Origin of the sequence: Shewanella sp. FJAT-51649 (genome assembly GCF_019457435.1) — a bacterium.
In the GTDB taxonomy this organism is placed as follows: Bacteria; Pseudomonadota; Gammaproteobacteria; order Enterobacterales; family Shewanellaceae; genus Shewanella; species Shewanella mangrovisoli.
On record NZ_CP080411.1, the window covers coordinates 1,709,715 to 1,732,606 of the forward strand.

At 49.8% G+C, this 22,892-nt stretch carries 17 protein-coding genes; 14 read left to right on the plus strand and 3 right to left on the minus strand.

What is annotated here, in order from left to right; translation table 11 throughout:
• The first annotated feature begins 1 nt into the window (after position 1).
• From folC to purF, 4 genes are all read left to right on the plus strand, one after another.
• The gene (gene folC, locus K0H59_RS07780) at positions 2-1,300 is read left to right on the plus strand and encodes a bifunctional tetrahydrofolate synthase/dihydrofolate synthase (RefSeq protein WP_220055154.1); all 1,299 of its coding nucleotides are present in this window, start codon (positions 2-4) and stop codon (positions 1,298-1,300) included.
• Positions 1,293-2,117, plus strand: a complete 825-nt coding sequence (dedD, locus tag K0H59_RS07785; protein WP_220055155.1) for a cell division protein DedD — start codon at positions 1,293-1,295, stop codon at positions 2,115-2,117. Before folC ends, dedD begins: the two co-directional genes overlap by 8 nt.
• 110 nt (positions 2,118-2,227) lie before the next feature.
• Positions 2,228-2,716 carry a CvpA family protein gene (locus tag K0H59_RS07790; RefSeq protein ID WP_023267711.1) on the plus strand — a complete coding sequence of 163 codons (489 nt, stop codon included), beginning with the start codon at positions 2,228-2,230 and terminating at the stop codon, positions 2,714-2,716.
• 180 nt (positions 2,717-2,896) lie between these two features.
• Entirely contained in the window at positions 2,897-4,411 is a 1,515-nt protein-coding gene (purF, locus tag K0H59_RS07795; protein ID WP_011716540.1) for an amidophosphoribosyltransferase, read from the plus strand.
• 105 nt (positions 4,412-4,516) lie between these two features.
• Here purF and K0H59_RS07800 read toward each other — a convergent pair whose 3' ends face one another.
• The gene (locus K0H59_RS07800; RefSeq protein WP_220055156.1) at positions 4,517-6,001 is read right to left on the minus strand and encodes a sodium:alanine symporter family protein; all 1,485 of its coding nucleotides are present in this window, start codon (positions 5,999-6,001) and stop codon (positions 4,517-4,519) included.
• A gap of 851 nt (positions 6,002-6,852) precedes the next feature.
• On the opposite strand from K0H59_RS07800, the gene K0H59_RS07805 reads away from it, so the two are divergent.
• Together K0H59_RS07805 and K0H59_RS07810 are read left to right on the plus strand one after the other, a co-directional pair.
• The gene (locus K0H59_RS07805) at positions 6,853-8,979 is read left to right on the plus strand and encodes a DNA topoisomerase III (protein WP_220055157.1); all 2,127 of its coding nucleotides are present in this window, start codon (positions 6,853-6,855) and stop codon (positions 8,977-8,979) included.
• A gap of 249 nt (positions 8,980-9,228) precedes the next feature.
• Positions 9,229-10,398, plus strand: coding sequence for a porin (locus K0H59_RS07810; protein ID WP_220055158.1), 1,170 nt, complete (start codon positions 9,229-9,231; stop codon positions 10,396-10,398).
• A gap of 80 nt (positions 10,399-10,478) precedes the next feature.
• Here K0H59_RS07810 and K0H59_RS07815 read toward each other — a convergent pair whose 3' ends face one another.
• Positions 10,479-12,005 carry a sigma-54-dependent Fis family transcriptional regulator gene (locus tag K0H59_RS07815; RefSeq protein WP_220055159.1) on the minus strand — a complete coding sequence of 509 codons (1,527 nt, stop codon included), beginning with the start codon at positions 12,003-12,005 and terminating at the stop codon, positions 10,479-10,481.
• 165 nt (positions 12,006-12,170) lie between these two features.
• On the opposite strand from K0H59_RS07815, the gene K0H59_RS07820 reads away from it, so the two are divergent.
• From K0H59_RS07820 to K0H59_RS07830, 3 genes are read left to right on the plus strand one after another with little or no spacing between them, the layout of a single operon-like run.
• Positions 12,171-13,724: a flavocytochrome c gene (locus tag K0H59_RS07820; RefSeq protein ID WP_220055160.1), complete on the plus strand. Its 1,554-nt coding sequence runs from the start codon at positions 12,171-12,173 to the stop codon at positions 13,722-13,724.
• A 36-nt stretch (positions 13,725-13,760) separates the two neighbouring features.
• On the plus strand, positions 13,761-15,398 hold the full coding sequence (gene hutH / locus K0H59_RS07825) for a histidine ammonia-lyase (protein WP_220055161.1): 1,638 nt from the start codon (positions 13,761-13,763) through the stop codon (positions 15,396-15,398).
• Between the two features lie 41 nt (positions 15,399-15,439).
• On the plus strand, positions 15,440-15,823 hold the full coding sequence (locus K0H59_RS07830) for a cytochrome c3 family protein (protein ID WP_220055162.1): 384 nt from the start codon (positions 15,440-15,442) through the stop codon (positions 15,821-15,823).
• Between the two features lie 221 nt (positions 15,824-16,044).
• On the opposite strand, the gene K0H59_RS07835 is transcribed toward K0H59_RS07830, so the two are convergent.
• Positions 16,045-17,334, minus strand: a complete 1,290-nt coding sequence (locus tag K0H59_RS07835) for an alpha/beta fold hydrolase (protein ID WP_220055163.1) — start codon at positions 17,332-17,334, stop codon at positions 16,045-16,047.
• Between the two features lie 179 nt (positions 17,335-17,513).
• Here K0H59_RS07835 and K0H59_RS07840 point away from each other — a divergent pair, with 179 nt between their 5' ends.
• From K0H59_RS07840 to K0H59_RS07860, 5 genes are all read left to right on the plus strand, one after another.
• Entirely contained in the window at positions 17,514-18,158 is a 645-nt protein-coding gene (locus K0H59_RS07840; RefSeq protein WP_220055164.1) for an MBL fold metallo-hydrolase, read from the plus strand.
• Between the two features lie 225 nt (positions 18,159-18,383).
• Entirely contained in the window at positions 18,384-19,397 is a 1,014-nt protein-coding gene (locus tag K0H59_RS07845) for an XdhC family protein (protein WP_220055165.1), read from the plus strand.
• Positions 19,397-20,083: an NTP transferase domain-containing protein gene (locus tag K0H59_RS07850; RefSeq protein WP_220055573.1), complete on the plus strand. Its 687-nt coding sequence runs from the start codon at positions 19,397-19,399 to the stop codon at positions 20,081-20,083. Before K0H59_RS07845 ends, K0H59_RS07850 begins: the two co-directional genes overlap by 1 nt.
• A gap of 3 nt (positions 20,084-20,086) precedes the next feature.
• Positions 20,087-20,584, plus strand: coding sequence for a (2Fe-2S)-binding protein (locus tag K0H59_RS07855; RefSeq protein WP_220055166.1), 498 nt, complete (start codon positions 20,087-20,089; stop codon positions 20,582-20,584).
• 1 nt (position 20,585) lies between these two features.
• Positions 20,586-22,832, plus strand: coding sequence for a molybdopterin cofactor-binding domain-containing protein (locus K0H59_RS07860; protein WP_220055167.1), 2,247 nt, complete (start codon positions 20,586-20,588; stop codon positions 22,830-22,832).
• Positions 22,833-22,892: the final 60 nt, after the last annotated feature.

Here is a 22,892-nt window from a genome sequence, read left to right on the forward strand (position 1 = left end):
GATGACCACAGCCCCGACAGAGCAGACATCTTTAACTGTGCCGAGTGCCAATGCGCCACTGACACAATGGTTAGATTATTTATTATCGATTCACCCAACCGAAATCGATATGGGATTAACCCGGGTTTCAAAGGTTGCCGCGCGCCTGCAATTATTGGATCTCGGGCCTAGCAAAGTGGTCACTGTAGGGGGCACCAATGGTAAAGGCACCACCTGCGCCATGCTCGAGAATATCCTGCGTTTATCTGGTCTGACGGTGGGCGTCTACAGCTCGCCCCATATGCTCAAGTACAACGAAAGGGTGCGCATTAACGGTCAGGACGCCAGCGATGAAGCCTTTGTTGCTGCCTTTGAACAGATTGAAGCGGCGCGCGGCGAGATTTCGCTGACCTTCTTCGAATATGCCACCTTGGCGGGCTTAATTCTGTTTAAAGCGGCCAAGTTGGATGTGGTGATCTTAGAAGTCGGTCTTGGCGGCCGTTTGGATGCCACCAACATGATTGATGCCGATATCAGCGTGGTGACGTCCATCGATTTAGACCACGAGGCCTATTTGGGCAATACCCGCGAGCTGGTCGGCCGTGAAAAGGCGGGCATTTTTCGCCAAGGTCGCCCTGCGATTGTCGGCGAGCCAAACTTACCCCATACGGTCAATGATGTCGCCCAAGATGTTGGCGCCAAGCTCTATCGTGTGGGCGAGGAGTTTAGTTACCAGCAAGATGGCCAGACGTGGGATTACCAAGGCCAAGTATTCACCCTTAAGCAGCTCCGTTTGCCGACACTGCCATTGCCGAACGCTGCGACTGTGATTGCGATTGTTGAGCATGGCTGGCCGCATATTACCGCCGATATCATTGCCAAAGGTATTAGCAGCGCGCGCTTAACGGGGCGTTTAGAGCAAGTTAACGAGCAGCCGCTGATTTTACTCGATGTGGCCCACAATCCCCATGCGGCGCGCTTTTTAGTCAAGCAGCTCACGCCTATGGTGACAGGGAAGCGAGTGTTTGCCCTGTGCGGCATGCTAAAGGATAAGGACATTGCAGGCGTATTACCTGTGGTTTCGCCTTTAATCGATACTTGGTACTTAGTGAGTTTACAGGGTGAGCGCGGCGCCAATGCAAGCCTGCTGCGCCAAACCTTAGCGCAAGACACTAAGGCCCATGAGTTTGACGATATCGCCGTGGCATGGACGGCATTAAAAGCGCAAATTCAGCCCGATGATGTGGTAATTGTGTTTGGCTCCTTTTACACTGTGGCAGGTTTTAAGTCTCTCTTTAAGCAGGATAACCGTTTTGTCTAGCCAGTTTCATAATCGATTAGTCGGCACTGTGGTGCTGGTCGCCCTCGGGGTGATTTTTCTGCCGGATATTTTAGATGGCAAGAAGGATCGTCAAGAGGAACAATTTGCCGAAATTCCCCTGCGTCCTGCCGCGATAGCGCAGCAAAACGCCGATGATATGTTTGAGGTGTTGTCCACCCAAGATGTGGATGGCGAAGGTGCTTTGCCCGAAGAGTCTTCTCCTAATGATGAGGCGGCGTTAGCGCAGGCGGTCAATACTGACGTCAAAGACACGTCTGCGGCAAAAGTGGAGCCTAAATCGGACGCGGTGAAAGAGACCGCCAAACCACAGACGGCAAAAGCGGAAACTAAGCCTGAGGTGAAAGCGCCGGTGAAAACCGAGACCGCTAAGGCCGAACCGAAGAAAGAGACGCCAAAGCCGACTCCAACTAAAACTGAGACGAAAAAGCCAGAATCCAAGCCAACCGTAGTCGCGAAAGCGGACAAACCGAAAGCCGAAACCGTGAAAACAGAATCTGCAAAACCTGCCAAAGACGATGGCATTAAAGTGGTCAGCCGCGATTCATTAAAACCTGGACTTACCCTGCAACTAGGCGCATTTAGCAATGCCGCCAACGTAAAAGCGCTGGTGGCGCAGTTACGTAAAAGTGGTTACAAGGCGTACACAATTCCAGACACGCCTAAGGATGGCGTATTGACGAAAGTGTTTGTGGGGCCCGATGTTTCCGAAGCTAAGCTGAAGAAAATGCAGGAAGAAATTGAAACTCTAACCCGTTTGAAAGGCCGAATTGTGCCTTTTAATCCCTTGGAATCTTAATGCCATTCAGCAGGGGCTGAAATAATTTATTTACCTCGCTAGGGGTGAGAATCGTTTCAGTCTCTGGTAGAATCGCGCCGTCTTAAAGCCTATGCTGGAAAGCCATCTCAATGGTTTGGATTGATTACGCTATCATCTTTGTTATCGGGTTATCGACTCTTATCAGTCTGATCCGCGGATTTGCCAAAGAAGCCATGTCGTTAGTGGTATGGTTCGCGGCTTTCTTTGTTGCCAGCCAATTTTACCAAGATCTCGCCGTTCATCTCACGCAAATGAACGATGAGGTGCTACGCAATGGGGTCTCCATTGCTATTCTTTTTATCACCACCTTAATACTCGGCGCCCTCATCAATTACATCATTGGGCAATTAGTGGTTAAAACCGGATTATCTGGCACTGACAGACTCTTAGGTCTGTGTTTCGGTGCCATTAGGGGCGCGCTGATCGTCAGTGCGCTGCTGTTTTTTATGGATGCTTTTACAGGCTCACCCAACACCCAATGGTGGAAGGACTCTGTACTAGTGCCCGAATTTGGCGTTGTGATCCAATGGTTCTTTCACTATTTGGAAAACACCTCCAGCTTTGTACCCAAACTATAAAAAAGACAATAAATTTATCCTAAGTGATGGAGGATAAGTAAGGTTGAGCCCGAAGCCTAAGGCCACGGACTCAACACTGAGATGAAGCGCTTAAGCCGTATGGCTGGGGATTTACTTCGTCTTTTACTTATATTTCAACATGAAAGGGCATAGAACATCTTACAATGAGGAAGCTTACCCATGTGTGGTATCGTCGGAATAGTTGGCCAATCATCGGTTAATCAGACCATTTATGACGCACTGACCGTGCTTCAACACAGAGGTCAGGATGCGGCAGGTATTGTGACCGTTGATCGTGGTGCTTTCAGACTACGTAAAGCCAATGGTCTGGTCAAAGATGTATTTGAAGTCAAACACATGCAACGCCTACAGGGCAATGCAGGTATTGGCCACGTACGTTATCCTACTGCAGGCAGTTCCAGCGCGTCAGAAGCGCAGCCTTTCTATGTTAACTCGCCATTTGGGATTTCATTAGCCCATAACGGTAACTTAACCAACACGGTTGAATTAGCTGAAGGCCTGATCAAAAAACGTCGCCATGTGAACACCACATCCGACTCAGAAGTATTATTAAACCTGCTGGCCGATGAGCTGCAAAAAACCACAAGCTTAATGCTGACGCCTGACGAAGTGTTCGACACTATCGCTAAAGTGCACGAGCAAGCCCGTGGCGCCTATGCGGTTGTGGCCATGATTATCGGTCAAGGTCTGGTGGCATTTCGCGATCCTTTCGGTATTCGTCCACTGGTATTAGGTAAGCACGAAACTCCAACTGGTACCGAGTACATGGTGGCCTCTGAGAGCGTGGCGCTCGATGCCGTGGGTTTTGAAGTGATGCGCGATGTGGCGCCAGGCGAAGCGATTTATATCTCTCTCGATGGCCAGCTTTACACTCGCCAATGCGCGAAAGAGCCAAGCTACTCACCTTGTATCTTCGAATTCGTGTATTTTGCCCGTCCAGATTCGACTATCGACAACGTCTCTGTTTACGCCAGCCGCGTAAACATGGGGGCTAAGCTCGGTGAAAAGATCAAAAAAGAATGGTACGACCATGATATCGACGTGGTGATCCCTATTCCTGAAACCTCATGCGATATCGCATTAGAAATCGCCCGTTGCATGGACTTACCTTACCGCCAAGGTTTTGTGAAGAACCGTTATATCGGCCGCACCTTTATTATGCCTGGTCAACAGGAGCGTAAAAAATCGGTACGCCGTAAACTCAATGCCATCAACACTGAGTTTAAGGGTAAGAACGTGCTGTTAGTCGATGACTCTATCGTTCGTGGTACCACGTCAGAACAAATCATTGAGATGGCGCGTGAAGCGGGTGCGAAGAAAGTGTACTTTGCCTCGGCGGCACCGGAAATTCGTTTCCCGAACGTTTACGGTATCGATATGCCAACCTCGAATGAGCTGATTGCCCACGGTCGTGATGCCGATGAAATTGCTAAGCTGATTGGCGCCGATGGCATTATCTTCCAAAACCTGCCGGATCTGGTTGAAGCGGTGAGAATGGAAAACCCAGAGATCAAACGTTTCGAAACCTCAGTGTTCGACGGTCACTACATCACTAACGATGTTGACCAATCTTACCTCGACCACTTGACTCAGTTACGTAACGACGATGCTAAAGCCGACCGTAATAAAGACATTGGCACTAACTTAGAGTTACACAACGTTTGCCATCCATAAGGTGGTGAGTTGAGTGTGTGCTTGGCGTTAAGCGGGCACACTTTAAAATGCATAATAAAAAAGCCAGTGATAAGTCACTGGCTTTTTTATTGGGAGCTGCAATCCTTAGGAGATTTTAGGAGTCTCGCTGGATTGACTCTGCGCGAGTTCATCCTGCGCATTTTTGCGTTCAACCCAATAGTCTGCGTGGGGAATACCGAGTTTTTCAGGGTCAAATAACGGCTCAACCCCTTGTTTCTGTTGCGACTCATAATCCTTCAGGCAAGTGAAGGCGATGCGTTGCAGCAGAATAATGGCAATAATGTTTAGCCACGCCATGAGACCCACGCCAATGTCACCCATGCCCCAGGCCAAATCGGCGGTTTTCACTGTGCCATAAACAGTTGACGCCATCAGCACTACTTTCAGTACCACTGTGAGCCAAGGACGATTCGCCTTGCGATTGATATAGGCGATGTTGGTTTCGGCAATATAGTAGTAGGCCACAATGGTGGTGAAAGCGAAGAAGAACAGCGCTACGGCAACAAACATATTACCAAAGCCTGGCATCATGCTTTCCATTGCGGTTTGCACATAACCTGGGCCTGCTGCGACGCCCGCAATCCCGGTATAAAGCGCGGCGCCATCTGGGCCTTGCACATTATACAAACCCGTGATCAGCAGCATAAAGCCGGTGGCTGAACAGACGAATAGGGTATCAACATACACTGAGAAGGCTTGCACTAAACCTTGTTTGGCTGGATGACTCACGGCTGCGGCAGAAGAAGCGTGTGGTCCTGTACCTTGGCCCGCTTCGTTTGAGTAAATACCACGTTTTACCCCCCACATAATCGCAAGACCGAGAATCGCACCAAAGCCTGCATCGAATCCGAAGGCGCTTTTTAGGATCAACATAATAATATCGGGCAGCTGACCAATGTTAAGGGCAATAATCACGCAGGCGACGATGATATAACCCAGTGCCATAAAGGGCACTACGGTACTGGCAAAGTGGGCAATACGTTTTACGCCACCAAAGATAATGAACCCTAACAGCATAGCGAGGATAGCGGCGGTGACGTTAGGGTCGATATCGAAGGCGGTTTTTAGGCTCGAACCAATCGAGTTGGCTTGCACGCCAGGCAGTAAAATTCCGCAGGCAAAAATGGTCGCAATGGCAAATGTCCAAGCGTACCACTTCATGCCTAAGCCTTTTTCAATGTAAAAGGCGGGGCCGCCGCGGTACTCTCCGTTGATTTTTTCTTTGTAGACTTGGCCTAAGGTGGATTCAACGAATGCTGAGCTTGCGCCCAGAAACGCTACCATCCACATCCAAAACAATGCACCCGGACCGCCGAAGGTAATCGCAGTGGCGACACCGGCAATGTTTCCGGTTCCCACACGACCCGCTAAAGTCATGGCTAAAGCCTGGAAGGAAGACACGCCAGCATCAGTGCTTTTTCCATCAAACATTAAACGGATCATTTCGGGTAAATGGCGTAACTGTAGGAAACGTGAGCGCAGGGAGAAAAAGAGTCCTACACCGAGACAAAGATAAACGAGTGCGGGGCTCCAAACGATATTGTTGACCGCATTAACAATCTCATTCATATAATTTAACTCCAATATTCTGTTGTTTTTGCAGAGTTTTTAAGATATTTGCTTGTAAGTTTGGGTACTAAACGGCCAATTTGGCCTAAGGTTAAGACGTGTGCGCACGCCCAAGAGCTTCAACATAACGGCTTTTTGAGCCGCTTCATAGCTAAAGTTGTTAAATAATTGATAATTTAACGTTCTTTATTTGGTGGCTTTACTGAGCAGGGATTTAGCGGTGCGTTAACTGACTAGATTACTAACTGAGTTTGACAGTCGGGATGTAGGAGTAAAGGCGGGGCAAGATGTTTGGGGCGGCACTCTTTATTTTTGCCGAAGCGGATGTAGGTGTGGGTATCAGTGCAAGGCTTAAAAACGGGGCTTACATTACCAGCCATAACAGCATCCATAGTCCGAAAAGCCATACCAGACTGCGTCGGCTAACCCTATGTTTTAATAGCAAAGATAGGCTTACTGCCACGGGCAAATACAGGAAAACTCCCCAAGAAAGGAAAGGTGTCTCAAGCCCAAGCCTTTTTAGCCCCATTTCACAAAGTAGACTTAACGCCAGCAATGACAGGCTGTGGAAGATCACTAATTGATTGAATCTTAAGGCAAGCGCTGGCTTAAAGACGGGGGGTGTAGGGCTTGGCAAGGTCAGTGTATTCATCTCTTTTTCTCAATTCCTCGTAACGGATGCAAGGGATTTTAGTTTTAGATGAGAATTATTCTCAACTAAATTTACACAGCTTTAGTGTTCCATTGCCGCAGAGCGAGTTAAATCGGCCATCAAGATAAAACGGCGGTTTGCACTCTTGTCTGCTTTGGGCTAAATTGCACTGTAATTATATCCAGTGTTTAATGTAGATATGATCCTCTATATTGCTGAAAAACCAAGCCTTGGGCGTGCAATTGCCGATGTGCTGCCTAAACCCCACAAAAAAGGTGACGGGTTTATTGAAGACGCCCAGGGCAACTGTGTGTCTTGGTGTGTGGGGCACTTGCTCGAACAGGCCGAGCCCGATGCCTATAATCCCGAGTTTAAATCGTGGAAGTTTGAGCATTTACCCATAGTGCCCGAGAAGTGGCAGCTTAAACCTAAGGCCGCGACCCGCAGCCAACTCACAGTACTTAAAAAGCTGGTGAAACAGGCCGATACGCTAGTGAACGCTGGCGATCCCGACCGAGAAGGGCAGCTATTGGTTGATGAAGTGATCGCCTATTTGGGTGTGACGGGCGATAAATTACAGCAAACGCAGCGACTCCTTATCAGCGACTTAAACCCGCAGGCGGTGAAGCGTGCCCTGTCGCAACTTCGCAGTAATCGTGAGTTTATTCCTTTGTCGACTTCGGCACTGGCCCGAAGCCGCGCCGATTGGCTCTATGGCATGAATATGACCCGGGCCTACACCATCCAAGGGAAAAAGGTCGGCTATCAGGGCGTACTATCGGTTGGTCGAGTACAGACACCACTGCTTGGGCTTATCGTGCGCCGCGATGAAGAAATCGCGAACTTTCAATCTAAGCCTTTTTATGAGGTTCTGGCTCACTTAGTGACGGACAAAGATCAGGCTTTTACGGCGAAGTGGCAACCTAGTGAAGCCTGCTTACCCTATATGGATGAGGAAGGGCGCGTGCTCGCTAAGGGGTTAGCGCAAAATGTGGTGCGGCGGATCACCGATAAATCCGCCAAAGTGACCCAGTTAAGCACTAAGGATAAGCAGCAGAATCCGCCTTTACCTTACAGTTTATCGGCGCTGCAAATCGATGCGGCCAAGCGCTTTGGGATGAGCGCGAAGGACGTGCTCGATACCTGCCAGAGCTTATACGAGCGCCATAAGCTAATCACCTATCCACGCTCAGACAGCCGTTATTTGCCGACAGAGCAGCATGGGCTTGCAAGCGGGGTATTAGCGGCCATTACGGGCGGTGCGCCCGAGTTAGTCGTACACGCTGAGGCGCCGAATCCTCGGCTTAAATCTAAGGCGTGGGATGATAAAAAAGTTGATGCGCACCACGCTATTATTCCAACGGAAAAACAGCCTAATTTAGTTGGCTTAAGCCAGCGGGAAAGACAGCTTTATCTGCATATTGCCCGTCAGTATTTGGCACAGTTTTACCCCGCCTATTGCTACAGTGAAACTGCGGTCGAGGTGACGATCGAAGGTGGCCTTTTTAAAACCAAGGCAAAACAGGATAAATCTCTCGGTTGGAAACAACTGTTTGCTAGAGAAGAGAACGAACGAAAAGACGCATCATCCACAGCGAGTTTTACGCAAGGCGATAAGGACGCAGAGGAAGGGGAAGGGGAAGGGGAATATGTTGGTCAGCTACCGCCGCTTACCTTAGGGCAAGTGCTTCATTGTCACCACGGTGAATTAGTCGAGAAGCAAACTCAACCACCCAAGGCTTTTACCGATGCGACTTTGCTGAGCGCAATGACGGGGATTAACCGTTATGTCACTGACCCCGAGATCCGTAAAATTTTAAAGGAAACCGATGGCCTAGGTACGGAAGCGACTCGCGCAGGCATTATTGAACTGCTGTTTAAGAGAGGCTTTATTCAGCGTCAGGGCAAGTCGATTGTAGCCACTGAGGTAGGCAAGGGCTTAATCAATAGTTTACCCACTAGCGCCACGACGCCCGATATGACGGCGCAGTGGGAGGCAAGCCTAAACGGTATCTGCCATAAAGAAATCTCTTATCAAGGCTTTATGCAACCACTGCTGGGGACGCTAAATAACTTAATCGAAAATGCGGGTGCTCAATTGCCCTCAGCCCTCAATGGCTTAAAAGGGCAGGGCTTTAAGCGTGCCGCGACTAAAAAGTCCGGTTATCGAAAAGCCGGAGCCAGAGGCGCTGCTGGCGTGAAAAAAGCCGGCACTGGGCCTAAAAAAGGGAATGCTAGCAATTCAGCCGCAGCATCTTCTACCTCCACGACAGCTAAACCGACTGCCCCTAGACGGCGAACGAGCAAAGTGCCTGCCCAAGCTTGATGACACATATGTGATCAAACTGTCGCTAAACCACGGGATTTGGTAACGATATTTAATTTATTCCGCGATATTTAATTACCGCCAATCACGATATTTCGTGATTGGCGGATCCACTTCTAAAAAACACCTTCAAATTCAGCTTTTCAGCGCCGTGGCATGCAAACTGCTGTGTATTGGCTGGAGAATATAATAAGCCAATTAAATCATATGATTATTTATGATTTAGCTGAATTAAAAGGTGTAGATGATATGAAAAAGAAATTGCTAGCAGTGATGATCCCTGCGGTGCTGCTCACTGGTACAACGCAAGCGGTCGAGCTGTATAACGATCAAACCAATAGCGTCAATATGATGGGTTGGCTAGGCTTTGCGGCGTTAAACGATGGCCACGAAACCTCAGTAATTGATAACTTTTCCCGCGTGGGATTTCGTTTCGACCGCCAAGAGAAAAATGGCTGGCGCTCCTTTGCCCATACCGAATGGGGCATTAACATGGTCACCAGTGACGATGGTCTGATCTATACCCAAGGTCAAGGTGGTGGTCAGTTATCGGCTTCAAAAACCTCAGATTTCCTCTTTAACCGTTTAGGTTATGTCGGCATGTCGCACGACAAATGGGGCTCGCTCACCTTTGGTAAGCAGTGGGGGGCTTATTATGATGTGGCTTACACCACAGACGTGCTCAATGCCTTTACCGGCTGGTCTGTCGGTGCTTATACCTTCGGTGATGGCGGCCTCACCGGCGCGGGGCGTGCGGATGCAGCGCTGCAATACCGTAATACCTTTGGCAATTTGCATATCGCGGTGCAATACGCCTCTAAGCAAAATAGCGATGTGGCGCTCTATGACAATTTAGGCAATGCCTTAAACGATGGTTCTGAGCTGAGTTTCGAACCTAGCTATGGTGCGAGTGCGACTTACTATTTCACCGACAAATTTAAGGTGTTAGCGGGCTTTAACCGTGGTGACTTCATCGGCAATCTTGCGGGTAAAGACGTCGATAATACCAATCAAATCATCGGTATCGGCGCCCAATATGGCAGCTTCTACCAATATGCGCCGGGTCGTGATGCCGACGGCCTATATGTCGGTTTCAACGCCCATAAGAGTGAGCAAAATGAGTTAGTCGGTGGCGATCTCTACGACTCAACCGGCGCCGAATTTATTGTTGCTTACCACTACGATAACGGATTCGTACCTAGCTTATTGCTGACTTACCAAGATTTGGACACCGATGAAAACACCGTCATCCAAGGTAAATGGACCCGCCAATTTGCTGTACTAGGCCTGCATTATCGCTATAGCCGCGACACTATTATGTATGCCGAAGCCAAAATCGATTTCAGCGATATGGATGATAAAGCCTACGAAGATCTACAAGATAATAACTATGCCGTTGGTATCCGTTATTTCTTCTAATTGGCCAATTAATTCGGCAAAATAAAGCAAAGGCCACATATAGTGGCCTTTTTCATAACTATCCATTTCTTATCAATGCGTTACACAATCCCTAACTTCTTCATTTTACTGCGCAGGGTATTGGCATTGATATCCAGCAATTCGGCGGCGCCGCCTGGGCCATAGAGTTTACCCCCCGTGATCCTTAAGGCATGGCTGATGTATTTTTTGGTCATCACCTCGAGCGGCACCAGCTTATCGCTGGCATGACTTGGATCGATAATTACGGTTTGATTGGATGGGGTTTTTACGGTTTCGAGGCTCTGTGGCGCCAGAAAGCTAAAATCCAGTGGCCCTGCGGGGTGCTGAATGATGGCGCGCTCGAGCACATTAATGAGTTCGCGCACATTCCCTGGCCAACCATATTGGTTGAGAATATTCAGTTGTTCTGGGGCGATTCTTGGCAGCTGCGGTAAATTGAACTTGGCACTGAGCTGCTCGATAAAATGTTGTACCAGCAGAGGTATATCAGTGCGTCTTTGTCTGAGCGATGGGATCTCGATAGGGAAAATCGCCAGCCGATACCAGAGATCTTCACGAAACACTTCTCTATGCACCATGGCCTGAAGGTTTCTGTGGGTTGCGGCCACAATACGAATATCGAGTTGCACCGCATCGTGGCCGCCAACGCGGGTGATACAACTATTTTGCAGTACCCTGAGTAACCTAACTTGAGCCGAAAGCGGTAGTTCCCCAATTTCGTCTAAGAAAATGGTGCCACCATTGGCCTGCTCGAAGTAACCAATTTTGCGTGAATCGGCGCCGGTAAATGCGCCTTTTTCATAACCAAAAAGCTCTGAATCAATCAAGGTATCAGGAATGGCGCCACAGTTTACCTTGATAAAAGGCTTACCCGAGCGCTCCGACAATTCGTGAATGGCATTGGCTATGACTTCCTTGCCGCAGCCCGTTTCCCCAAGCATTAACACTGTGGTGTTGATTTTGGCGATGGATTGCACCTGCTGCATGACCTGTTTCAGGCCAGAATTGGCGCCAACCACGCCATTTTGAATATCTAAGGTGCGACGCAGACTTACGTTTTGCTTGGAGAGCGCTTCGTTTTCTTTGAGTAAGTTGCGATCCCTTAAATTCAGCGCCGTGATCAGCGCGAGGTTTTGCATATGCGGCGCGATTAAGTCGGCATGGCGGGGCCTAAAAACTCCAGTGGTTTTGGCATAAAAGCCGACTATCCCAAGGTGGGTATTTTCTATCGACATTCGCAGAATAATCACCGAGCGAATGTCTTTAATCACCTGTGGTGCGACTAAAGAGGTGACAGGATCATGCTCTATATCGTTAACAATTCTGACCCTTGGTCGCTCGGGATCTTCTAAGTATTGCGCCATCTTCTCAGGAATTTGGATGCGCTTATCTAACGTGCAGTAATGGCTATCATCAACATGGGCGATAAACTGTATATCATTAAATTGTTTGCGAAAAATATTCACAAATAGCCCGTCAATAGGCAGTTCATTCCGAATAAACTCGAAGTAACTGTGCAACGATTTTTCGAGCTGCAGACTGCTACAGAGTCTTAGGGTTGATTCGTAATAGAAGTGTTTTTCCATTGATATTTCAAGTTAATCACTAAGTATCGTGATTGTAGATCTTTATATTTCGTGATTTTGTGCCTGCAATCAAAGTTCCCCGCTTAAATACCTCTTTTTAGGTGCTTGGCACAGCATCTGCACTTTCACGCTGACAAGTTCCAGTGATTATTGAAGGAAATCAGCATGAGTAAAACCCAAGGTATTAATTCGGGGCGTCGACAATTATTAAAGGGCGGTATGGTCATGGCCGCAGGGCTCGGGGCGAGTATCGCGTTGCCAGTATCTGCCAGCTGTGACTCTGCGCCTATCAACTTCGATGAAATCGTCGATGTGCTCGTGGTTGGCAGCGGTTTTGCGGGTATGTCTGCGGCGTTGCAGGCCAGAGAAGCCGGCGTGAGCGTGATGGTTATCGATAAGATGCCCGTGTTTGGTGGCAACTCGACCATCAACGGCGGCGCCATGGCGGTCGCAGGTTCAGCCCTACAGAAGCAGGCAGGCATTGAAGACTCAGTCGATGCCATGGTGGCGGACATGCTACGGGCTGGTCGCGGCATGAACGATGTGGAAATGCTCAAACTGGTGTGTAACGGCACCGCAGAATCCTGCCAGTGGCTGATCGATTACGGCGTGAACTGGAAGCCGTTTGTTCAGCACTTTGGCGGCCACTCGGTACAACGAGTGTTACAAACCGTTGAAAGTTCAGGCGCTGGCATTATTCGCCCCCTAATTAAAGCTGCCCGAGACAAGGGCGTCATCATGAAAAATCAGACCAAGCTCGAAGGCTTTGTACAAGATGAGGCCGGACGGGTGATCGGTGTCGAAGTTCGCGAAGGTTTTTATTTTCCCAATGAGCGCACGGGTAAAATATCTCGAATCGGCGCGCGACGTGGCGTGATTATGGCGACTGGCGGTTTTGGTCGCGATATTGAATACCGCATGATGCAATTACCTGAGCTAAATAGTGATTTAGATTCAACCAACCATGCAGGTGCCACCTCTGAGGCGCTCAAACAGATGATGCTCATTGGAGCCAATCCCATTCATTTAGACCAAATTCAGCTTGGCCCATGGGCATCCCCCGACGAGAAGGGATTTGGTACGGCTTCCCAGTTCAACACTATCGCCACCTATCCCCACGGCATTGTGGTGGATGTGCGCACCGGAGAGCGTTTTTTCAATGAATTAGCCGACCGTAAAGCCCGTGCCGACGCCATCATGACCCGACGGGATGAGAAGGGGCAGCCTGTCTATCCCATTGGTTTTACTAATGCTGCCGGAGCCAGTAAGGCACAGACCTTAGATTGGGGCCTGAAATACAAGGTCATCAGCAAGGCCGAGACCTTAGATGAACTGGCCACGATTTACGGCATGCCAGCTAAGGCATTAAAGGCGCAGGTCGCGCGTTGGAACGAAGCGGTGAAAACAGGGGTAGATAAAGAGTTCGATCGCCCTATGCAGGAGGCGATAGTGCTCGATAAAGGGCCTTGGTATGCGGTGCGCATGTGGCCGAAGGTGCATTACTGCATGGGCGGCGTGAAGGTAAATACCCAATCCGAAGTACTGCATTTGGTCAGCAATAAAGCCATTCCCGGATTATATGCCGCTGGCGAAGCCACGGGCGGTATTCATGGTGCCAGCCGTTTAGGCGCCTGTGCCGTGGCCGAAGGGGTTGTCACTGGGCGTAATGCCGGTCGTAACTGCGCCGCGGCAAGTGCTGTGACGCTCAAGCAAGCTTAGATTTTATTAAAAATAACAAAATGTTGGAGAATGATAATGAATAAATCCATGTTGATGGCCTCACTCACCTTGAGTCTACTTTCAGGCAGCGCACTCGCGATGGAGCAAGTAGTACTCGACGGTAAACATTTAACCCAAGACCAAGCCTGGGCAATTGCCGATGGTGCAAAAGTGAAGATTGCACCTCAGGCCAAGACCCAACTCGTGAAAGCAAACGCACTACTGATGGAAGCGGCGCGTCTGGGCAAACCTGTGTATGGCTTAACCGTGGGCGTTGGGCTAAACAAAGATCACAAGCTGTTCGATGCCAACGGTAAGCTGAGTGATGCCGTGCTCGATGCCTCTCGAAGCTTTAACCTCAGCACCCTGCGTGCCCACAGTGCTGGTGTCGGTGAAGCTACGCCCATCCGCTTAACACGCTTAGCCTTAGCCGTGCGGTTAAATACTATGCTGGCCGGACAAACTGGTGTGCAACCTGTGGTGGCCGAGCTTTATGAAGCCTATCTTAACCAAGGGCTGACACCTGTTATCCCAGCCAAGGGCACGGTAGGTGAAGCGGATATTCTGCTGTCATCCCATGTCGGTTTAGCCATGATTGGTGAATGGGAGGTGTTCTACAAAGGTCAGCGTGTGAGCAGTAAAGAGGCGATGGCCGATGCGGGGATCACCCCCTTAGCACCTATGGGTAAAGACGCGCTATCGATTTTGTCTAACAATGCCTTTGCCGTTGCCTATGCCATGCAAGGTTACCGTGAGGCGAAGCAATTGTTGTCCGTATCGCCTACCGTCTTTGGCTTAAGCCTTGAGGGATTAAACGGTAACGTGGCGCCATTCTTGCCGCAAACCAACGACATCCGGCCGTTCCCTTACATTAAATCGGCCACCAGTGACATTCTAAAGCAGCTCGATGGTAGCTATTTATGGCAGCTAAACGATGAACGTCCATTACAGGATCCGTTAAGCTTTAGAACCACGGCTTACACTTTTGCAGGCGCCGAGCAGGCTTTAGCCTCACTGGATGAAGTGATCAATATCCAAATCAACCATTCAGACGATAACCCAGCAGTGATTGTGGGCGCGTCGAACCAGTATGCCCAGTTCCCACAAGTGGCTAAATATTTGGTCGAAGGGCAGGGCGGTGTGTTCCCTACCACTAACTTTGAGCCGCTGCCTGTGGCACTCGCGGTGCAAAACCTGAGTGTGGCCCTGACCCATGTGTCCCATAACAGTGTGATGCGTACTATTCATCTGTCCGATGAGCACTTTACTAAGCTGACGCGCTTTCTGAGTGCGCCGGAAAATCAAGGCCATGCCTTCGGTGCGATTCAAAAAGCCTTTGTCGATATGCAAGTGCGTAATAAGCAGTTAGCCACGCCAGTCTCCTTCGATGGGATCTCTATCGCTGGTGGGATTGAAGATACCTTCACTAACCTTAAGTTGGCGTCGGACAACCTGATCCAAATCGTGGATAACACCCGAGTCATCTATGGCTTAGAACTGCTGCACTCTACTCAAGCGATTGATTTACGTAAGCAAGCTCACCCAGATCTACAGCTCGGCAAGGCCACACAAGCCATGTACAAGGCCTACCGTGAAAAAGTGCCTTTTGTCGCCAAGGACCGTCCGTTTACCCCCGATATCCAAGCGTCAACTGACTTTATTGCAAACTATTAATCTACGATGCGGGGCGCGATGCCCCGCCTAGGAAGACTCTGATGTTAAAACCCGTATTTATTCTATTACTCGGTGTCATGCTGGCAACGCCAATGGCCGCTAATGCATTGAATATCAAGGATTACCATAAAGAGGTGATGACAGGAGCCGATGGTAAAGTCGATTGCGCGGCATGCCACGGTGATGCAAAACGTAAAACCGTTCCCGATGCAGCGACTTGCAGTAGCTGCCATGGTACACCCGAGGAGGTGGCTAAGCTGACTAAGCGTCCAGCCGATGCGGGCCATTCGGTTGAGCCTAATCCCCATGACAGTCTGCACTATGGTACTGATCTGCCATGTACTTACTGCCATCAGGAACATAAAGAAAGTAAAGTCTATTGCAATCAATGCCATGAATTTACTTATCCTCAGATGAAACGTTAATTTCATCTCGATTAGAAACTCGCTCCCCTGCTTTTTTTGACTATCTTTGTCATGCACTCAACCCGGTTGAGTGCATTTTTTTAGGCAAAAAAAAGAGTAAGCCAATACGGATTACTCTTACGGAAAATTGGTCGTTGAATGTTGTAGCCAAAATCACTCATATGGATGAGGAGCCAGCACACAATGACAGCTTTTACTTAATTAACCCTTAAAATTAACATTTATCTTAAGCTGTCACCGCGGTTGATACTGATGAGCTTATCTAAGATCCGCTCGCCATCCATTCGAATGCCATTGTGCTCATATTCCGAGGTTAACCAATACTTTAGATGAGCTACTTGTTTGGCCGTTTCTAGGCTGTAGTTCATCTCGACATACATATCTTCGCTGTAAATCGCGGCCGCAACCGGGACGCGGTTTTGGCTGAGCTGCTCAAGATTGTATAGCGCCGGCCAGTCCGTTTTATGGGCAAGGAGATTGGCCGCGGCTTGGAGTGGGGCTAAATGGCTAAATTGCTCAAACATCCAAGGGTAAATCATCTCACCGGTAAACAGGAAAGGCTTACCCACTTGATAGTTAAAGGCTGGATACTGTTCACGCACCTTATGGGCAGACCACTGTGACGCACTGTGTTGGCAGTAGATGGCCTCGTGTAACAGGGCAAAAATTGGGTTAGTGTTGTAGTCGAGTAATTGGCAGAAATGATTTAAAAACAGCGGGTTGATATAATCACCTTGGGGCGAGTGCACCAGTGCTTGTTCAAGCAAATAGTAAACCGACTCTGGGCCTTGCTCCATGCCCAAGTTAATGCCGAGCAGTTGCAACATTTCAACCGTGAGGCGCTCGCCCGTGGCTAACTGCACTGGATGATCGAGTAAATGTTTGGCGAGGCGAGTCACGAGATGCTGCGCATCGTGGAAGCGCTGGAAGAAGTCCTTATTCTTGGCGAGCACGCGCTGATAGGTGGCCTGATAGACTTCATCACTGCTGCGCGTAAGGGAAGGAATGCCGCCGGTGATATAGGCTTCACTCACACCCTGAGGCGCGGCGCTTAAATAATGCAGCACGCAGAAACCACCGAAGCTTTGACCTAGAATCGCCCACTTGTCGGCGGGGCAAAGCTGGGCGCGAATTGATTCGGCATCACGGACGATATTATCGGCCCTAAAATGGCTTAAATATTCGGCCTGCTGTTCAGGCGTTAAGTGCCCGAGGCTTTGGTAATTAATGGGGCTAGAAAGCCCAGTTCCCCGTTGGTCGAGCAATAATACTCTAAACTCTTTGAGTGCGCGGCGGATCCAACCGCTGTTATTCGCTGGGCGCATGGCAGCAAAGCCGGGGCCACCCTGAAAAAAGACGATATAAGGTAGTTTTTTATCTTTATTTTCAATGGCGCAGAGCTCCCGCGCGAACACACTGATCTGTTCACCAATCGGTTGTTGATAATCAAGTGGCAGGTTGAATGTGTGTTTTTTGGCGAGGACACCGGCGAGCATCATATCGGGTTTCATCAATTAACCTTAAGGGTAGGGTCTGTTGTTTATGGCAGATTGTATACAAAAGCCCTGTTGTCGCAAGTTAGGATTATTTGATTCGCCTTTGGTCAAGATCAATTTTTATTGTAAAAATTTGAGCCATGATAAGCCTCTTAGCGTAATCTATCGGCTATGGATAACACGAGATTGAAGCTATGAAGTACCAAATTATTCCTGTGACACCTTTCCAGCAGAATTGCAGCTTGATCTGGTGTGAAAAAACGAAGCGTGCCGCGGTTGTCGATCCGGGAGGGAATGTCGACCGTATTCTAGGCGAAATGAACAAACTGGGGCTCACCCTCGAAAAAATCTTACTCACTCATGGTCATATCGACCATGTGGGGGGCGCTAAATTATTAGCCCAGCAAACAAATGTTCCTATAGTGGGGCCTCATGTAGCGGATAAGTTTTGGATTGATAATCTGCCCAAACAGAGCCAAAACTTTGGGTTTCCCCACTGTGATACCTTTGAGCCCGAGCAATATTTGCAGGATGGAGATGTAGTCACTGTGGGTGAGCAAAGCTTAAAAGTGTTGCATTGCCCTGGGCATACTCCGGGTCACGTGGCATTTTATTCGGCTGACGCGCATCTGGCTTGGGTGGGCGATATTCTGTTTAGGAGCTCGATTGGGCGTACGGATTTTCCGCAATCTAATCATCAGGATTTAATCCAATCCATCACCACTAAACTCTGGCCTTTAGGGGCGGATGTGGAATTTATTCCCGGCCATGGTCCTATGTCGACCTTTGGGGAAGAGCGCGAACACAACCCCTTTGTCGCCGATCAATTATTACTCTAGGTAGACGCTTCTTCATCGCGACGCGTGCCCATGCGTCGCGAACAATCCATTTAGCCCATTCACTTTCGCTGCCATTGCTGCTTATCTTCGTTTCGCTTGCCGCAATATTTTGTTCACCATTTCCCCTATCAATGCGAGTTCAGCTTTGCTAACTTGTTAAGTCGAATGTCATTTATTGGCTTCACTCATCTATATCGCCGCAGATGCAAGCATGGAGTGTTGTGCATGGTTCAGCAAATTGAAGACTTATTAGAGCATTGGTTACCCTTAGCCGATGATGCTTGGGTGTTGGCGGTGATCACCCATATTCAAGGCTCGTCCTACCGTAAACCTGGCGCCATGATGCTGTTCCATGAATTTGGCCAAGGCGCCGGGATATTAAGCGGTGGCTGTTTAGAGGCGGATCTGCGTCGCCATGCGCAAAATGCCATGCAGTCGCAACAGATTGCCTGCGTCACCTACGATGCGACGGATGAATCCGATGCCAGCTACCGCCTAGGTTGTGGTGGCAAAGTCGATATCATGTTGATCCCACTACTAAAAGAAAATCACGACATAGGGCTTGTCGAAGTGGCAAAAGCGCTGCGTAAGAGGCAATCAGGTTTTTATCAATTGCCTCTCGCACCTGCGGGCAGCGATGCTCGCAGTTACTCGGCGCAGTTTTATTCGGTGGATAACGCACCTTTTCCAACGGCGGATTTTGCAAAATCAGGGATATTCAGCGCCACCGAAGGGGATACGTTAATCATTCCCTTAAGACCGCGATTTCATTTAGGGATTTTTGGCGGCGGAATTGATGCCCAGCCTGTGGCGGCAATTGCCCACAGTTTAGGTTGGCAAGTCAGTGTTTTTGATACTCGCACTGCGTATGCTCGAACTGCCGATTTCCCCCACGCCCATATCGTTAAGCAAAGTCTTGATGAGGTCGAAGGGCTTATCGCGCAGTTGGACTGTGCCGTTGTGATGCACCACAACTTGAACTTGGATGCCGCAGCGCTAAAGGCCATTCAAGCTTATGATCTTAAATATGTTGCGCTCTTGGGGCCTGCCCATAGGCGGGACAAAGTGCTGGCGATGGCCGACCTCAGTACCGAATCATTTAGCGGTTACTTCTCGGCGCCTGCGGGGCTTGCGCTTGGTGGCGAGTTACCCTGCGCTGTGGCATTGAGCATTTTAGCCCAATGCCATGGGGTGCTACACGGCGCGCCATGTTCGACCCTCGATGGGATAATGCCCTAATGCTGAGCCGCCAACGGCTGTTAATTGTCGTGCTGGCCGCGGGTGAGAGCAGGCGATTTCAGGGGATTAAACTGGCACAGCCCTTATCCACGTCCTCAAATGCAAATAGCGGGCAAAGCATCATACAACGCCATATCGACCGTTTGGCTCGCTTCACCTCAGCGCCATTGGCAATGGAGTCATCCAATCAAGTCAGCGCTTCGCTGCTGGTGGTGCTTGGTGCCCATGCCCACGAACTTCGTCCCCAACTTGAGGCTTTTGGGGCGAATCAATTCACGCTACTGCATAATGCCGACTGGCAGACGGGTTTGTCATCGTCGCTGCGCGCTGCGGCGGACTTTGCAAAAGCGCAGCAGTTTGATGGCATGTTACTCACCTTAGCGGATCAGGTCGCGCTGACATTTGAAGACTATCGGCAGTTGATTGAGACTTGGCAAACGAGTCAGCAATCTGTGGGCGCACTTTATCATCACGAAGCAGGGAAGTTGGATGAATTAGGTGCCCCTGCTATTTTTAATGCCTCAATACTCGATTTATTAACGGATTTGACCGGCGATCGCGGCGCCAAATCCATCTTAAAACAACTGGCAAATGTGGGTGAGTTAGTGGCTTTTCCCTTACCCCATGCCGCGATTGATATTGATACTAAAGCCGATCTTGCGTCGTGGTTGGCACTTAAGGAGTGAGTTATGGCAATACCATCCTCGGAGGCGACAAAGGACCAGAGTCTTGCGATGCCTTCCCAAAACCTGACCATTAATGGCAGATCTTTTACCTTAAATGCGGATCCGAATATGCCCATCCTCTGGGCGTTACGGGATATTTTAGGCTTAACGGGCACTAAATATGGTTGCGGCGCCGGGCTCTGCGGCGCGTGTACCGTGCATTTAGATGGTCAACCTGTACGCGCCTGTTTAACCAGCGTATCCCAGGCGCAAGGCAAACAACTGACCACGATTGAAGGGCTGGATAATCAAAAGCTTAAAAATGCTTGGGCCGAGCACAATGTGCCCCAGTGTGGTTATTGTCAGGCCGGGCAATTAATGTCGGCGGCGGCCTTAGTCACTCAGCATCCTAAACCGTCGGCGGAGCAAATTGATGCTGCAATGTCGGGTAATTTGTGTCGCTGCGGTACCTATCCTCGGATAAAAGCGGCGCTGCAAAGCTATGCCAAACAGGAGGGCTAAGATGAGTACATTCACCGCAGTTGAAAATATCAGTCGCCGCGATGTGTTAAAACTCTTCGGTGCTGTCGGGGGCGGTCTCGCCCTTGGGGCGAGTGGCCTCAGTTGGAGCCCCATGACATTGGCGCAGGATCAGCAGGCGCGGCTCAATCTGTTTATCGCCATCGGTGAGGATGACAAGGTCTATTTGACCTGTCACCGCTCTGAGATGGGTCAGGGGATCCGCACTGGGATTTTACAAATCTTGGCCGAAGAGCTGGAGGCCGATTGGGATAAAATTGTGCCTATTCAAGGACTCGCCGATAAACGCTACGCTAGCCAAAATACCGATGGTAGTCGCAGTATCCGCGAAAACTATGACCGCATGCGTGAGATGGGCGCGATGGCTCGAACCATGCTTGAACAAGCCGCCGCAGCCCGCTGGAAAGTCCCCGTGAGTGAAGTGCAGGCCAAAGATCATCAAGTGCTGCATGCCAAATCTGGCCGTGCTGCGCGCTTTGGCGAATTAGCCCTCGATGCGGCGGGATTACCACTGCCAGCGGCCGATTCGCTGCGGTTAAAGGCGGTTAAGGATTTCAAGCAAATTGGGGCTTCGCGTCAGATAGTCGATATGCAGGCCATGCTCACGGGTAAGGCTGTCTATGGCTATGACATCCAAGTGGATAACATGCTTTATGCCAGCATTATGCGCCCACCCGTATTGGGGAGCGATGTGGCAAGTCTTGACGATAGTGCGGCGCGCAAAGTAGCGGGGGTGGTCGATGTATACCGTTTGCCAACGTCCAAGGGCGCTCCGGCTTTTCAAGCCTTAGGCGGCGTAGCTGTGGTGGCGACAAACACTTGGAGCGCGCTGCAGGGACGTAAAGCCTTGCAAGTGAGCTGGACTCAGTCTGCCAACAGCAGCCATGATTCTAAAACTTATCTGCAAGAGCTGGTGGACAAGGTACAAGCCCCTGGCAAGGTGGTACGTCAAGTTGGGGATGAGGTCAAAGCCTGGCCGAAGGACGATACCCTTAAGGCTATTTATACCGTGCCTTACCTCATCCATTCCTCCATTGAGCCACCCGTTGCCACCGCCAATGTGACCGATAAGGGCTGTGAAATTTGGGCATCGACACAAACGCCGCAGAGTACCCAGCAAAATGTGGCAGCGGCCTTAGGTATTGCCGAAGATGCGGTGAAAGTGAATGTGACGCTATTGGGCGGCGGCTTTGGGCGTAAGTCCAAACCGGATTTCAGTGTGGAGGCGGCGCTACTCTCCAAACAATTTAAACGGCCGGTTAAGGTGAGTTGGAGCCGTGAGGATGAAATCCAAAACGGTTATTACCATGCCATCAGTGCCCAGTGTTATCAGGCCTTGTTCGATGCCAATAACAAACCCACGGCGCTACTGGCGCGTACAGGCTTCCCGTCGATCAGCTCCACCTTTGCCGAGGGCGTTGAGTATCCATCCGGCGGAGAGTTGGACTTAGGTTTTGTCGATGTGCCCTTTGCACTCGCAAATTTACGCTACGAGGCCGTCAAGGCCAGCGCCCACAGCCGTATCGGTTGGATGCGCTCGGTATGTAACATTCAACATGGGTTTGGCGTGGGCAGTTTTGTCGATGAAATGGCCCATAAAGCCAAGTTATCTTGCCCCGATATGTGGCGCAGCTTACTGGGTCAAGCGAGGCGAGAGACCTTTGAAAACCAAGGCTTTAAATATGGCAACTATGGCGAAGACTTAACTCGTCACCCCGTTGATGTCGGCCGTTATCTCAAGGTGATTGAGGCGGTTGAACAAGCCCAAGCTAAGGCGCCTAAAGCGGGTAAGAATCAAGGTTGGGGCTTTGCGGTGCACCGCAGCTTTGTGAGTGTGGTGGCGGTGGCGATGCGGGTTGAGGTCGGTGAGGATAAACAACTTAAAGTGCTTAATGCCATTGCTGCGATTGATGCCGGCACTGTGGTTAACCCCGACAGGGTGAAAGCGCAGACTGAAGGCGCGATAGTCTTTGGGTTAAGCTTGGCGCTAATGGGGGAGATCAGTTACCAACAGGGTAAGGTGATGCAGTCTAACTTCCATGATTATCCGCTTCTACGTTTACCCCAAGTGCCAGAGATGGAGATCATCATTATCGACTCGGATGCACCGCCTGCGGGTGTAGGGGAGCCAGGTGTACCGCCAGTGGCACCTAGCCTGACCAATGCGATATTTGCCGCAACAGGCCTTAGGATCCGCGACCTGCCGGTTAATAAACAGTTAAAGGTGTGATGCTGTAAACCACACCTGAGTGAGCAAAAAAGCGCCTAACAAGCGCTTTTTTCGTTTTTT